Source organism: Micromonospora tarensis (assembly GCF_016803395.1).
Taxonomy (GTDB): Bacteria; Actinomycetota; Actinomycetes; order Mycobacteriales; family Micromonosporaceae; genus Micromonospora; species Micromonospora tarensis.
The window spans coordinates 1-12,527 of the sequence record NZ_JAEVHL010000194.1; the positions used below are offsets into that span (position 1 = coordinate 1).

14 protein-coding genes and 1 pseudogene are annotated in these 12,527 nt (G+C 71.1%); 9 read left to right on the forward strand and 6 right to left on the reverse strand.

All coding sequences use genetic code 11. From position 1 onward, the window contains the following. Both JM949_RS26955 and JM949_RS39960 read left to right on the forward strand, forming a co-directional pair. Nucleotides 1-103, forward strand: a pseudogene (locus tag JM949_RS26955) (transcriptional regulator); the annotation flags it as partial. Further along, entirely contained in the window at nt 100-531 is a 432-nt protein-coding gene (locus tag JM949_RS39960) for a hypothetical protein (RefSeq protein WP_203151048.1), read from the forward strand. The pseudogene JM949_RS26955 and the gene JM949_RS39960, both read left to right, overlap by 4 nt. Here the strand turns inward: JM949_RS39960 and JM949_RS26965 are convergent. From JM949_RS26965 to JM949_RS26985, 6 genes are all read right to left on the reverse strand, one after another. Beyond that, nucleotides 498-1,001, reverse strand: coding sequence for a winged helix-turn-helix domain-containing protein (locus JM949_RS26965; RefSeq protein WP_309232345.1), 504 nt, complete (start codon nt 999-1,001; stop codon nt 498-500). The two genes, JM949_RS39960 and JM949_RS26965, sit on opposite strands and share 34 nt — an antisense overlap. Nucleotides 1,002-1,178: 177 nt before the next feature. Beyond that, the gene (locus tag JM949_RS26970; RefSeq protein WP_203151049.1) at nt 1,179-1,499 is read right to left on the reverse strand and encodes a DUF1416 domain-containing protein; all 321 of its coding nucleotides are present in this window, start codon (nt 1,497-1,499) and stop codon (nt 1,179-1,181) included. A gap of 2 nt (nt 1,500-1,501) precedes the next feature. After that, the gene (locus tag JM949_RS26975; RefSeq protein ID WP_203151050.1) at nt 1,502-2,350 is read right to left on the reverse strand and encodes a sulfurtransferase; all 849 of its coding nucleotides are present in this window, start codon (nt 2,348-2,350) and stop codon (nt 1,502-1,504) included. Between the two features lie 207 nt (nt 2,351-2,557). Further along, nucleotides 2,558-2,635: an Ms5788A family Cys-rich leader peptide gene (locus tag JM949_RS39490; protein ID WP_310503780.1), complete on the reverse strand. Its 78-nt coding sequence runs from the start codon at nt 2,633-2,635 to the stop codon at nt 2,558-2,560. A 94-nt stretch (nt 2,636-2,729) separates the two neighbouring features. After that, nucleotides 2,730-3,518: an LmeA family phospholipid-binding protein gene (locus JM949_RS26980; RefSeq protein ID WP_203151051.1), complete on the reverse strand. Its 789-nt coding sequence runs from the start codon at nt 3,516-3,518 to the stop codon at nt 2,730-2,732. A 105-nt stretch (nt 3,519-3,623) separates the two neighbouring features. Then, nucleotides 3,624-4,682, reverse strand: a complete 1,059-nt coding sequence (locus JM949_RS26985; RefSeq protein WP_203151052.1) for a hypothetical protein — start codon at nt 4,680-4,682, stop codon at nt 3,624-3,626. A gap of 241 nt (nt 4,683-4,923) precedes the next feature. On the opposite strand from JM949_RS26985, the gene JM949_RS26990 reads away from it, so the two are divergent. The 7 genes from JM949_RS26990 to pstB all read left to right on the forward strand — a co-directional run bounded on the left by JM949_RS26990 (nt 4,924) and on the right by pstB (nt 12,326). Next, a complete protein-coding gene (locus JM949_RS26990; protein ID WP_203151053.1) occupies nt 4,924-5,643 on the forward strand; it encodes a winged helix-turn-helix transcriptional regulator in 720 nt (239 codons plus the stop codon). A 155-nt stretch (nt 5,644-5,798) separates the two neighbouring features. Next, on the forward strand, nt 5,799-6,668 hold the full coding sequence (locus tag JM949_RS26995) for a polysaccharide deacetylase family protein (protein WP_203151054.1): 870 nt from the start codon (nt 5,799-5,801) through the stop codon (nt 6,666-6,668). A gap of 331 nt (nt 6,669-6,999) precedes the next feature. Next, nucleotides 7,000-7,926 carry a mycothiol synthase gene (gene mshD, locus JM949_RS27000; protein ID WP_203151055.1) on the forward strand — a complete coding sequence of 309 codons (927 nt, stop codon included), beginning with the start codon at nt 7,000-7,002 and terminating at the stop codon, nt 7,924-7,926. 292 nt (nt 7,927-8,218) lie between these two features. Continuing rightward, nucleotides 8,219-9,319, forward strand: a complete 1,101-nt coding sequence (gene pstS, locus JM949_RS27005) for a phosphate ABC transporter substrate-binding protein PstS (RefSeq protein ID WP_203151056.1) — start codon at nt 8,219-8,221, stop codon at nt 9,317-9,319. Nucleotides 9,320-9,358: 39 nt separating this feature from the next. After that, on the forward strand, nt 9,359-10,450 hold the full coding sequence (gene pstC / locus JM949_RS27010; protein ID WP_203151057.1) for a phosphate ABC transporter permease subunit PstC: 1,092 nt from the start codon (nt 9,359-9,361) through the stop codon (nt 10,448-10,450). Next, a complete protein-coding gene (gene pstA / locus JM949_RS27015) occupies nt 10,447-11,532 on the forward strand; it encodes a phosphate ABC transporter permease PstA (protein ID WP_203151058.1) in 1,086 nt (361 codons plus the stop codon). The genes pstC and pstA overlap by 4 nt, the downstream gene beginning before the upstream one ends. Before the next feature lie 17 nt (nt 11,533-11,549). Then, nucleotides 11,550-12,326, forward strand: coding sequence for a phosphate ABC transporter ATP-binding protein PstB (gene pstB, locus JM949_RS27020; protein WP_203151060.1), 777 nt, complete (start codon nt 11,550-11,552; stop codon nt 12,324-12,326). Nucleotides 12,327-12,527: the final 201 nt, after the last annotated feature.

Below are 12,527 nucleotides of genomic sequence, written 5' to 3' on the forward strand. Positions count from 1 at the left end.
CCTCACCGAGGCTGGCTTGCTGCAGCGGGAGAAGCGCGGTGTCTGGGCGTACTACAGCCTGGTCCCGAGTGCGATCGCGACGATCGCCGACCTGCTGACGTGACCCGGCAGCCGGACGTGATCCGCGCCGGGCCCAGCTCCAGCAGCCCGGCCGCGCCGGCCGCGCGGGCCAGTTCGCCGACCGCCCGGTCGACCACCGGGCCGGCCTGGTCGAGGGACCGTTGTTCGCGCACGGTCGGCGGGTCGTCGCGGACCGACGTCCAGGTGAGCACGGCCAACACCACGGCCCAGGCCACGGTCGCGGCCAGCAGCCAACGCCGCCGCGACCGGGCGGGGGCCGGCGCGGCGGGACCGGCCGAGGAGGCCCAACCCGTCTGGACAGCACCGCTCACCCGGCCATGGTGTCACGGGTCCGCCGCCGCCCCGGCGCCGGAGGCCGTCGAGACCGCCCGGCGATGGCAGGTCGGTGGTCGCTGGGCCGGGGCGCTGGCCGGTGGTCAGGTCGACCGGGGCGGTGGGTCGAGCCGGTAGCCGACCCCGTGGACGGTGTGCACCCTCGGCCCGCCCGGAAGATCACGCAGCTTGTGCCGGAGCTGCCGGACGGCGGAGTGCACGATGGGGCTGCCCCGGTACGGGCCGCTCCAGATGGCGGCGAAGAGTTGTTCGTGACCCCACACCACCAGCGGCGGACCGATGAGCAGGGCGAGCAACTTCCGCTCGACGGGGGTGAGCGGGAGCGGGTCGCCACGCCAGGTGACCTGGCCTCCGGACTGGTCGACGACGAGCTCACCCCAGCTGACCGGGCCCTGCGGTGTCACTGGCGCGGTGCGCACCGGATCGCCCGGCATCAGCTCGGCCCGCGACGACAGCAACTCCCGCAGCTCGCTCAGATCGGCGCAGCTGAGCACCGACCCGAGACCGCCGAGCTGACGTAGCACCCGCTCCCGCATCGAGCTGTCGGCGCTCACACAGACGACGATCGGAACCTCTTCGTCGGACACGCCGCCTTTATCCGTGAGTTCCACCCATAGATAGTGACGCACGCCGATGAGCTTCGGGGCCCGCCCGCGCCCCCGACAGCGGCGTCCCGGAGAGCCGGGGCCACCCGTGCTGCGATGGGCACACGACCGGGCCGGCCACCCGCAGGGGGCGACCGGCCCGGTCGATCAGAGCGTGGGTCAGGAGACGACGACGGCAACCTCGTTGACGCCTCGACCGGCGGTGACGGCGGTGTCGCCGTTACCGTGCCGGGACAACGCCCGCAGCGTCCAGGACCCCGGCGCGGCGAAGAACCGGAACTGGCCAGCGGCCGAGGTCACCACCTCGGCGGTGAACTCACCCGTCGAGTCGAGCAGCCGGACGTACGCGCCCGGCACCGGCTCGGCTTCGGCGGAACGGACGATGCCGGTGATGACGGTTTCCTTCTCCAGGTCCAGGCCGGCCGGCAGCGGCGCGGCCTGGTCGGGTGCGGCGCAACCCGCGGCGGTGGGGAGAGTCATGATCAGGCCTCCCCGGGTTCGTCGCCGAGCGCGACCGGCACGCCGACCAGCGAGCCGTACTCGGTCCAGGAGCCGTCGTAGTTCTTGACGTTGCGGTGACCCAGCAGCTCCTGGAGCACGAACCAGGTGTGCGAGGAGCGCTCGCCGATCCGGCAGTAGGCGATGGTCTCCTTGCCGTCGTCCAGCCCCGCGTCGCCGTAGATCCTGCGCAGCTCGTCGTCGGAGCGGAAGGTGCCGTCCTCGTTGGCCGCCTTGGACCACGGGACGCTGATCGCGGTGGGGATGTGGCCGGCCCGCTGCGCCTGCTCCTGCGGCAGGTGGGCGGGGGCGAGCAGGCGACCGGCGAACTCGTCGGGGCTGCGCACGTCGACCAGGTTCTTGGTGCCGATCGCGGCGACGACCTCGTCCCGGAAGGCCCGGATGGAGGTGTCCGGCTCCTGCGCGACGTACTGCGTGGCCGGGCGGGACACCTGGGCGGTGACCAGCGGCCGGGCGTCCAGTTCCCACTTCTTGCGACCGCCGTCGAGCAGCTTGACGTCGCGGTGGCCGTAGAGCTTGAAGTACCAGTAGGCGTACGCGGCGAACCAGTTGTTGTTGCCGCCGTACAGGATGACGGTGTCGTCGTTGCTGATGCCCCGGTCGGAGAGCAGCGCCTCGAACTGGGTCTTGTTGACGAAGTCGCGGCGGACCTGGTCCTGCAGGTCGGTCTTCCAGTCGATCTTGATGGCGCCGGCGATGTGGCCGGTGTCGTAGGCCGAGGTGTCTTCGTCGACCTCGACGAAGACGACGCCCGGGGCGTCGAGGTTCTTCTCGGCCCACTCGGCCGAAACGAGTGCGGTGTCGCGACTCATCGAATCACTCCCTGGTGAGGATGGATGGTGAGCCAACGCGCGCGTATCGATGGATGTCTCTGTCGCACCACGCGCGGGACCCAGCGGAAGGACGGGATCACGGGTTCGTGCGACGGCGCCGCTGCCGGGCGTTCGGTGGGTTGACCGGAGGTTCTGAGGAACCCTGTGCCGGTGACCGCCGTCAGGCGGCCGGAGACAGCCCCGCCGTCAGATGACGGGGCGACACAGGCAGGTGGCCACGCGGCACAGGTCGACCGCGCGCCGTTTGGTGAGGTGGGTCCCCATGGCCAGGGAGCTTACCAGCCAGTGACCGTGCTGCCACTCAGCCGACCACCATCCGGGATCGCCCAGACCACCGGAGGCAGCACTGATCGCGGAGTCAGCCGACCTTGTTGATCGGCACGTTCCTCGCGTCGGCGGTGACCGCCAGACCCTCCGGCAGTGGTCGGACCTCCCGGACCGTCAGTTGGAACGGCAGGTCGGGCAGGGGTACGGCGACGGAGATGCCCTTGGCGTAGTTGTTCAACATGGCGCGGGCCAGCGGCAGGTTCGGCAGACCGGCGGCGTCCAGGTCGGTGAAGCGCAGCGCGACCGCGCCGTTGTCGGCGACGGTGATGTCGGCGGTGCCGGCGACCGTCAGTTTCTGACCGAGGATGTCGACGGGCGCGGTGACGGCGAGCTTGCCGTTCTGCTCGCCCAGGGTGAGCCCGGGGCGGTTCAGCAGGGCGGCGAGACTGTCGTAGCTGATCGTGCCGGCACCGTTGACGGTGTCCGCGACGATGTCCCCCTGACCGGTGCGCAGGGTGTCCAGCGATGCCCGCACGTCGCGCGCGGTCACGTCCAGCACCGGCAGCCGCACGGCGTCACCCTCGACCGAGGCCCGCACGTCCCGCAGCTTGATGGTGATCCGCTGGTATTGGCCGTCGAGCACCTGGGTGAGGAACGGGGTGCCGGCCACCTCCACATTGGGCCTGGCGGACTGGGCACCCTGTTTGGCGATCTCCTGACTGACCCGGTCGGCGATGGTCCGCTCGGCCACCCCGACCGCCACCCGGTCGGCGACCACCAGCAGCCCGGCCAGCAGCAGGAGCAGGACGACCAGCCCGATGAGCAGCTTGCGGCCGCGCCGTCGAGGTCGCGCCTCGTCCGCCGGATAGTCGTGCGCCACGCCGCCTCCTGTCTCCGCCCGCCGCGCCCGCGACGGGTCGTCCGTACCGGTGCCGCAGGGCGGCGCACCCGTAGGTACCCGACCGGCTCCGGGCTCAACCGTGGCTCAGAGGAAGAGCATGCACATGGCGTACGCGGCTGGCGCCGCCAGGGCGAAGCCGCCGAGCGGACCCTGCATGTGCCGGGCCACCCACATGGTGGGCGGTTCACCGGCCATCAACCGGCCGGCCTCGGCGTACCCCACGGCGAGGTCGGACAGGACGGCGGTGACCGCCGCGACCAGGCCGATCACCGCGGCCCGGGTCGGCGTGAAGGGAGCCACCAGGTAGCTACCGAGGAGCGCGCTGGTGAGCGTGCCGACCATCGCGCCGGCCACCACGCCGGCCGCGCCCCGGGGCACCTGGGGAGCCAGCCGGGGCCAGGGCAGCACGGCGTCGGTGAGCCGGGCGACGGTCAGCGCGACGCCGCTGGCGGTCAGGCAGACGGTGATCGCCTGGGTGCCGGCCGGGATCCGGCTGAGCACGATCAGGGTGCCGAAGGCCACCACCCCGACCACGATGAGCAGCGTGGCGCCGAGGGAGTCGGTGACCCGGACCCGGTCGACCCGGCGGACCAGTTGGCCGAGCACCGCCGCGAGGAAACCGCCGACGGCCAGGTAGCCCAGGGGCGCCAGGCCGGCGACGTCGGTCTGCACCGCTGTGACGTCGGCGAGGGCCGCGACCACCGCGCTGATCCCGGCGACCACCAGCAGCGCGGGCGGGCGCATGGCCATCGTCCAGGCGAGCACGAACAGCAACTGGACGCCGAAGATGATGAAGGCGAACGGCAGCCGGTGGCCGGGGCCCGACGTCTGCGCGCCGAGCACCAGGCCGACACCGAGCAGCGCGGCGAAGCCGGCGATGGTCAACGCCAACTGACGGCGTACCTCGACCGGGGGGATGACCTCCTCTTCCACCTCGTCGATTTCGTCCTCGGACCGGCGGGCCGGCTCGCCGGCACGGCGAGCACGGCGCGGCCCGTTTCGGTCGCGGCGATCGCCATCGGTGGTGGCCGGACCGGTAGGCGGCGCGGGCGGCTGGCCGCGGGTCGGTGCGGCGGCCGGGCCCGGGTGGGGCCCGGCCGGCCACGATTCGCGGCCGGCCTCGGGCGAGGTGGAGGGAAACACGCCCCGATCGTGCCAGACCCGCCGCCCGACGCGGTGGTCACGGGTTTCAGCGACGTTAAAATCCACGCCACGATCAGGGGCAAGGTAGACAAACAGGAAATGGCCTGACGGCGCGGCCCAGGCGATCAGTTACGCTCAACCCGTTACCCGCCCGTCAGCGACGCCGGGACCACGCTGTTCGCAGCGCACTCCGCAGTGGGTGTGACTGGTCGCGTGCGGCCCGCGCGCCGCCGGGACGGAGGTGATCGTGGAGATCCTGTTGCTGGTGACCGCGCGCGCAGGGGAACCGTCGGCGGTGCTGCCGGCACTCGACCTGCTGCCGCACTCGGTCCGCACCGCACCGCGGGATGTACGCACCCTGGTGGCCGGCCCCAGCCCGGACGCGGTGCTGGTGGACGCCCGGTCGGAGTTGAGCGAGGCCCGGGCGACCTGCCGGATGTTGCACGCCACCGGGCTCGGGGTGCCGCTGGTCGCGGTGGTGACCGAGGCCGGCCTGATCGCCCTGAACGCCGACTGGGGTGTCGACGACGTCATTCTCGCCTCGGCCGGCCCCGCCGAGGTGGAGGCGCGGCTGCGGTTGGCGGTGGGCCGGCTGAGCAGTGCGACGGCTGGCGCGGGTGGCTCGATCCGGGCCGGCGAGCTGACCATCGATCCGGACACCTACGCGGCCAAGCTCAAGGGGCGTCCGCTCGACCTCACCTACAAGGAGTTCGAGCTGCTGAAGTTCCTGGCCCAGCACCCGGGGCGGGTCTTCACCCGGGACCAGCTCCTGCGCGAGGTCTGGGGCTACGACTACTTCGGCGGCACCCGCACGGTCGACGTGCACGTCCGGCGACTGCGCGCCAAGCTCGGCTCGGAGTACGAGTCGATGATCGGCACGGTTCGCCAGGTCGGCTACAAGTTCGTCGTCCCGCCGTCGCGGTCGTTGCCGGAGGCTGAGCACGCGCCCCTGCCCGTCTGATCTGGGAGCCCACTCCAGGCGATTTCCCATATGCCCCTTTTGCGCTGCTTGGCAGTCCTATTCTGACTGCCAGGTTTGTCGGAGAAAGGGGCGACGGTGCGCGCACTGACCACGGGGGCGGCGGGCCGGCCTGACCGCCCAGCCGGGCGGAAGCCGTGACACGGGGCGGTTCGACCGCGCGGGCGGCAGGCATCGTGACGCTTGTGGTGGCGGGGCTGCTCGGCTCCGCGTACCTGCTGGGTCGCAGCCTCATCCCCGATCAGAGCCCGCGCCACACCACCGGCGTCACCACGAACGCCGACGGGCCGCACTACGCCGACCAACCGAGCGTGGGTAAGCCCGGTGGAGCTCCGCGAGCCAGCGGCAGCGCCAGCCCGAACGAGACCGGTCAGGACGGGACCGGGCGTGACGCCGGCGGTGACCAACTGTTCGGCGCGCACGCCACCACCGGCACCCCACGGCTCGCGCTGACCTTCGACGACGGGCCGGACCCGCGGTACACCCCGCAGGTCCTCGCCCTGCTGCGCGAGTTCGACGTACGGGCCACGTTCTGCGTGGTCGGTGAGAACGCGCAGGACCACCCCGACCTGATCCGGTCGATCGTGAACGACGGGCACACGCTGTGTAACCACTCCTGGCATCACGACGTCGGCCTGGGCGCCCGGTCGGCCGACGCGATCCGTTCCGACCTGCTGCGCACCAACGCGGCGATCCGCGCGGCGGTGCCGGACGCACCGATCGTCTGGTACCGGCAGCCCGGCGGTGCCTGGACGTACCCGGTGGTGTCGGTGGCGCGGCAACTCGGCATGACCCCGCTGCACTGGTCGGTGGACCCGTCGGACTGGGACCTGCCCGGCGCCAGCAAGATCGCCGCGACCGTGTTGACCCAGGCCGAACCGGGCTCGGTGGTGCTGCTGCACGACGCCGGCGGGGACCGACAGGGCACGGTGGACGCGCTGCGCCGCATCCTGCCAGAGCTGACCGCACGGTTCGAGCTGGAGGCGCTGCCCACCGACCCGACCTGAGACCTCTGCCGTTCGCGGACCCGCTTCGCGGCCAGGCCGGTGGCGGGTGGCCGGCACCAGGATCCTTGGCGCGACGCCTTTGGAGGTGATGTCGCAGACGACTCAACCCCGGCCGAGACGGAGTCCGTCCCGCTCCCGGCCCGACGGCAGGCTGGGTGATGTCGCAAGCGATTCAGCTCCAAAGGACGCAACCAGGAGGTTGTCGGCCCTGCCAGCGACCCCATTCGACCCGCGCCACCGTTCCTCGGCCCACGCCATCCCTCACTCGATCCGCGCCGACCTTTACCGGCGACCCCGGTAGGGCCGCCGGCGCAACAGATACGGTGACGGGATGAGCAGCGCGGAGCCGACCAGCGATCAGGTGACCCGGAGCGACCGACTGACGCCGGCGGAGATCGCCGACGTGCTGGCCCTCGCCAGCGTCGCGGGGGACACCGACGGGGCCAACCCGCTCGACGAGCACGTCCTGCTCCGACTCCGGGACCCGGAGGCCCCGGCCCTGCACCTGATCGCCCGCACCGACGACGGCACCCTGACCGGGTACGCGCATCTGGACACCACCGACCCGGTCGGCGGGATCGGGGTCGAGCTGGTGGTCCACCCCGCCTACCGGCGGCGCGGCACCGGTCGCGCGTTGGCCCGGGGCGTGCTCGCCTCGGCCACCGGGCCACTGCGGGCGTGGGCGCACGGCGACCACCCCTCGGCCGCGGCGCTCGGCGTCGACCTCGGGTTCACCCGGGCGCGGGTGCTCTGGCAGCTACGCCGCCCCCTGGCCGGTCCACTGGGCGAACCGCGCCTGCCCGACGGGGTGGCGCTGCGCGCGTTCCGGCCCGGGGCGGACGACGAGGCTTGGCTGGAACTCAACTCGCGGGCCTTCGCCGAGCACCCGGAGCAGGGCCGCTGGACCGCTGACGACCTGCGGATCCGGCTCGCTGAGCCGTGGTTCGACCCGGACGGTTTCCTGCTCGCCGAGGAGACCGCGACCGGTCGGCTGCTGGGCTTCCACTGGACCAAGGTGCACGAGCGGCCGGGGTCGGCCCGGATCGGTGAGGTCTACGTGCTGGGAGTGGAGCCGACCGCGCACGGTGGCGGGCTCGGCCGGGCGTTGACCACCGCCGGCCTGGCGTACCTGCGGGACAGGCGTGGCCTGGACCGGGTGATGCTCTACGTGGACGAGTCGAACACCGGGGCGGTGGCGCTCTACGAGCGGCTTGGGTTCGCCCGCTGGTCCGCGCACATCAACTACCACCTGGGCTGACCCCTGGCCGACGGAACGACCGGGGTCACCGGGCGGTAACGGCCGGGCGTCGGCGGGATAACGGCGAACCGGAAATGTACGCATACTTCCGACAGGTGTGCCCGGGTTCACTTAACGGACAACTCACCCTCAGCAATCGGTCACCTTGGCGGTCGTACGTGTTCACCTCGCGTTCATTTGCGACCGGCGAACCGGCTACCTGGCACTTCTAACTTTCGTGTCAGCCGGTCAGTGCCGGTCCTCGGGCCCCGGGTTCGGGGTGCCAAGTCAGACGCGAAGGGAAACCCCTCAGGTGAAGCTCCAGCGGTACGGCACTCTTGCCTGCCTCGCTCTTACTGCGACGCTCGGTCTCAGTGCATGCGGCTCGGACAACAACGAGCCCAGCACCAGCGCTTCGGGCTCGGCCGCCGCGGTCGACTGCGCCACCGGCACGGTGAACGCCCAGGGCTCGTCGGCCCAGAAGAACGCCATGGACGAGTGGATCAAGGCGTACCAGCAGAAGTGCCAGGGCACCACTATCAACTACGAGCCGTCCGGCTCCGGCGCCGGCATCACGGCGTTCATCAACGGCACCGCCGACTTCGCCGGCTCCGACTCCGCGCTCAAGGCGGATGAGCAGCCGAAGGCCGACGCCAAGTGCGCCGGTGGCGCCGCCATCAACCTGCCGATGGTGATCGGCCCGGTGGCCATCGCCTACAACCTCAACGGCGTGGACAACCTCCAGGTCAAGCCGGCCACGCTGGCGAAGATCTTCGCCGGCAAGGTGACCAAGTGGGACGACGCCGCGATCAAGGCCGACAACCCGGGCGTCACGCTGCCGTCGACCGCCATCCAGGCCGTGCACCGCTCGGACGAGTCGGGCACCACCGACAACTTCACCAAGTTCCTCTCCAAGACCGCCGAGGCGGACTGGACCCTGGGCAACGCGAAGGCCTGGAAGGCCCCGGGTGGCGTGGGCGCCGCCAAGTCGGACGGTGTGGCCAGCAAGATCAAGAGCACCGACGGCACCATCGGCTACGTCGAGTGGTCGTACGCCGAGAACGCCAGCCTGAAGACGGCCAAGGTCGGCAACGGCGCTGGCGAGTTCGCCGCGCTGACCGCCGAGTCGGCCGGTAAGACCATCGCCGGAGCCAAGATCGAGGGCCAGGGCGACGACCTCAAGATGTCGATCGACTACAACACCAAGGAGGCCGGGGCCTACCCGATCGTCCTGGCGACGTACGAGATCGTCTGCAGCAAGGGCCTCGCGGCCGACAAGCTGAAGCTGGTCAAGGGCCTGCTCGGCCACGCCGCCAGCGCCGAGGGCCAGGCCGCCCTCACCGAGCTGGGCTACGCGCCGCTGCCGGAGACGGTCCGCACCAAGGTCGAGACCGCGGTCAAGAACCTCTCCTGACCCGAACCCACCACCTCCGCAACCGAATCGAGCGAGCAGATGGGTGAAACCCCTCACCGCTCGGCCGACGCCGGCACCGGCGGGACGCGCGTGACCCAGAGTCACGAGTGGCCCGCCGGTGCCTCGGCGCGTGTGGCCGAGGCACCAGTCAGCACCCGTTCCCCTGACGGTTCCGGGCTGGGCGGCGGTGGCGCGCTGCCCCGGGCCCGCGCTTTCGGCGCCGAGCGGGCCTTCCACGGCCTCACCCTGGCCGCCGGCACGACGGTTCTGGTCATCATCGTCGCCATCGCGATCTTCCTGATCGCCAAGGCGATTCCGGCCCTACGGGCCAACACCGCCAGCTTCTGGACCTTCGAGGGCTGGTTCCCGAACGACAACCCGCCCACGTTCGGCATCGGCGCGCTCGCCTTCGGCACCGTGCTCACCGCCGTGCTGGCACTGGTCATGGCGGTCCCGGTGGCGATGGGCATCGCGCTCTACCTGTCCCACTACGCGCCCCGGCGGCTCGGCAACGCACTCGGCTTCCTGATCGACCTGCTGGCCGCCGTACCCAGCGTGGTGTTCGGCCTCTGGGGCCGCGACTACCTCATCGGCCCGGTCACCGACTTCTCCGGCTGGCTGAACAAGTACTTCGGCTGGATCCCGATCTTCGGCGGCGACGGCCCGTACGGAAACTCGATCCTGCTCGGTTCCCTGGTCCTCGCGATCATGGTGCTGCCGATCATCACCTCGCTCACCCGCGAGGTGTTCCTCCAGACGCCCACCGCGAACGAGGAGGCCGCCCTCGCGCTGGGCGCGACCCGGTGGGAGATGCTGCGCACCGCGGTCCTGCCCTACGGGCGGCCCGGCATCATCGCCGCGGTGATGCTCGGACTGGGTCGGGCGCTCGGCGAGACCATCGCGCTCGCGCTGACCCTGGGCGCCACCTACAGCATCTCGTTCAACCTGCTCGAGTCCGGCGGCAACACCATCGCCGCCAACATCGCCAACCGCTTCGCCGAGGCGAACGACACCGGTCGTGGCGCCCTGATCGCGTCCGGCCTGGTGCTCTTCGCGATCACGCTGATCGTCAACATCATCGCGCGGGCGATCATCTACCGGCGCCGGGAGTTCACGGAGTCCGCCGCATGAGCACCCTCACCTCACACCGCACCCGGCCGCCGGCCCAGCCGGAGACGCTGCGGGCCCGGCGGCTGCCGGCGTACGCCGCGCCGGCCATCGCCGTGGCCGCGCTGGCGCTCGCCGCCGCCATCGTCTACGGCGCGGGCATCGGCGGGCCGGTCCTCGTCATCGTGTTGGGCGCGTTGCTCTACCTGGTCGGCCTCTTCGCGGCGGCGAACGCCGTCGAGGGGCGGCGGGCGGCCCGCAACCGCACCTGGAGCGCGCTGATCCACTCCGCGTTCGTGCTGGCCGTGTTGCCGCTCGTGTCGGTGGTGTGGACGCTGGTCAGCAAGGGTGCGCAGCGGCTGGACGCCGACTTCTTCCTCACCTCGATGAACAACATCGGCGCCCGGGACCCGAACGGCGGCGCCTACCACGCCATCATCGGCACCCTGGAGCAGGTCGGCATCGCCGTCCTGATCACCGTGCCGCTCGGTCTGCTCTGCGCCATCTACATCGTCGAGTACGGCCGGGGCAAGTTCGCCTTCGCGATCCGGTTCTTCGTCGACGTGATGACCGGTATCCCGTCGATCGTCAGCGGCCTGTTCGTGCTGGCGTTCTGGGTGCTGATCGTGTCGCCGTGGTTCAACGACGGCCGGCCGAGCTTCTCCGGCTTCGCCGCCGCGCTGGCCCTCGCCGTCCTGATGCTGCCGACAATCGTCCGCTCCACCGAGGAGATGCTGCGCCTCGTCCCGGCACCACTGCGTGAGGGCGCCTACGCCCTCGGCGTGCCCAAGTGGAAGACCATCCTGCGGGTGGTGCTCCCCACCGCGCTCCCGGGCATCGTCACCGGCGTCATGCTCTCCATCGCCCGCGCGGCCGGCGAGACCGCCCCGGTGCTGCTGATCGCCGGCGGTGGCGCCGCGATCAACTTCAACCCCTTCGAGAACAACCAGTCGTCCCTCTCGCTCTACGTCTACCAGCAGGCCGGCAGCGCGTCTAAGTACGCGCCGGACCGGGCGTGGACCGCGGCACTCACCCTGGTCGCCCTCGTGCTCATCCTGACGATCGCGGCGAAGTTGCTGGCCCGTCGCAACAGGCTCAGCCGATGAACCCCGGAGGTACCACCATGGCCAAGCGCGTCTCCGCCTCGAACGTCACCGCGTACTACGGCGGCTTCAAGGCGATCGAGAACATCAACCTGACTGTCGAGCCGAAGACGGTGACCGCCCTCATCGGGCCGTCCGGCTGCGGTAAGTCGACGTTCCTGCGGTCGATCAACCGGATGCACGAGGTGCTGCCAGGGGCCCGCGTCGAGGGCAGCCTGACCATCGACGACCAGGACATCTACCACCGGGACGTGGACGTCACAGCGGTCCGCCGGACGATCGGCATGGTCTTCCAGCGGCCGAACCCGTTCCCCACCATGAGCATCTTCGAGAACGTGGTGGCCGGGCTGAAGCTCAACGGGGTCCGCAAGAAGTCGATCCTGGAGGAGGCGGCCGAGAAGGCGCTGCGCTCGGCAAACCTGTGGGGCGAGGTCAAGGACCGGCTGGGCAAGCCCGGTGCGGGCCTCTCCGGTGGTCAGCAGCAGCGGCTCTGCATCGCCCGGACCATCGCGGTCGAGCCGCAGGTCGTCCTGATGGACGAGCCGTGCTCGGCCCTGGACCCGATCTCCACGCTGGCGATCGAGGATCTGATGTTCCAGCTCAAGGACAAGTTCACGATCATCATCGTGACGCACAACATGCAGCAGGCCGCGCGGGTCTCGGACCGGACCGCCTTCTTCTCCATCGAGAAGACCGGCGACCCCGGCCGGCTGATCGAGTACGACAACACCCAGAAGATCTTCAGCAACCCGAGCGTGAAGAAGACCGAGGACTACATCACCGGCCGCTTCGGCTGAGCCGACCGCTACCGGTCACCGGCGCCCCGCCCTCCCGGCGTGGGCGCCGGTGCCATCTCCGGCCCCGCCCCACCCCGCCGGCAACGCGCGTCACACGCTCCAAGATCGCGCTGGAACATGGAAGCAGTGGCCTCCTTCCCGCACGACGCCACTACTTCCTGGATCGCGGCGGCGGCGGCAGGCGGGGGCGGGGGGCGGGGG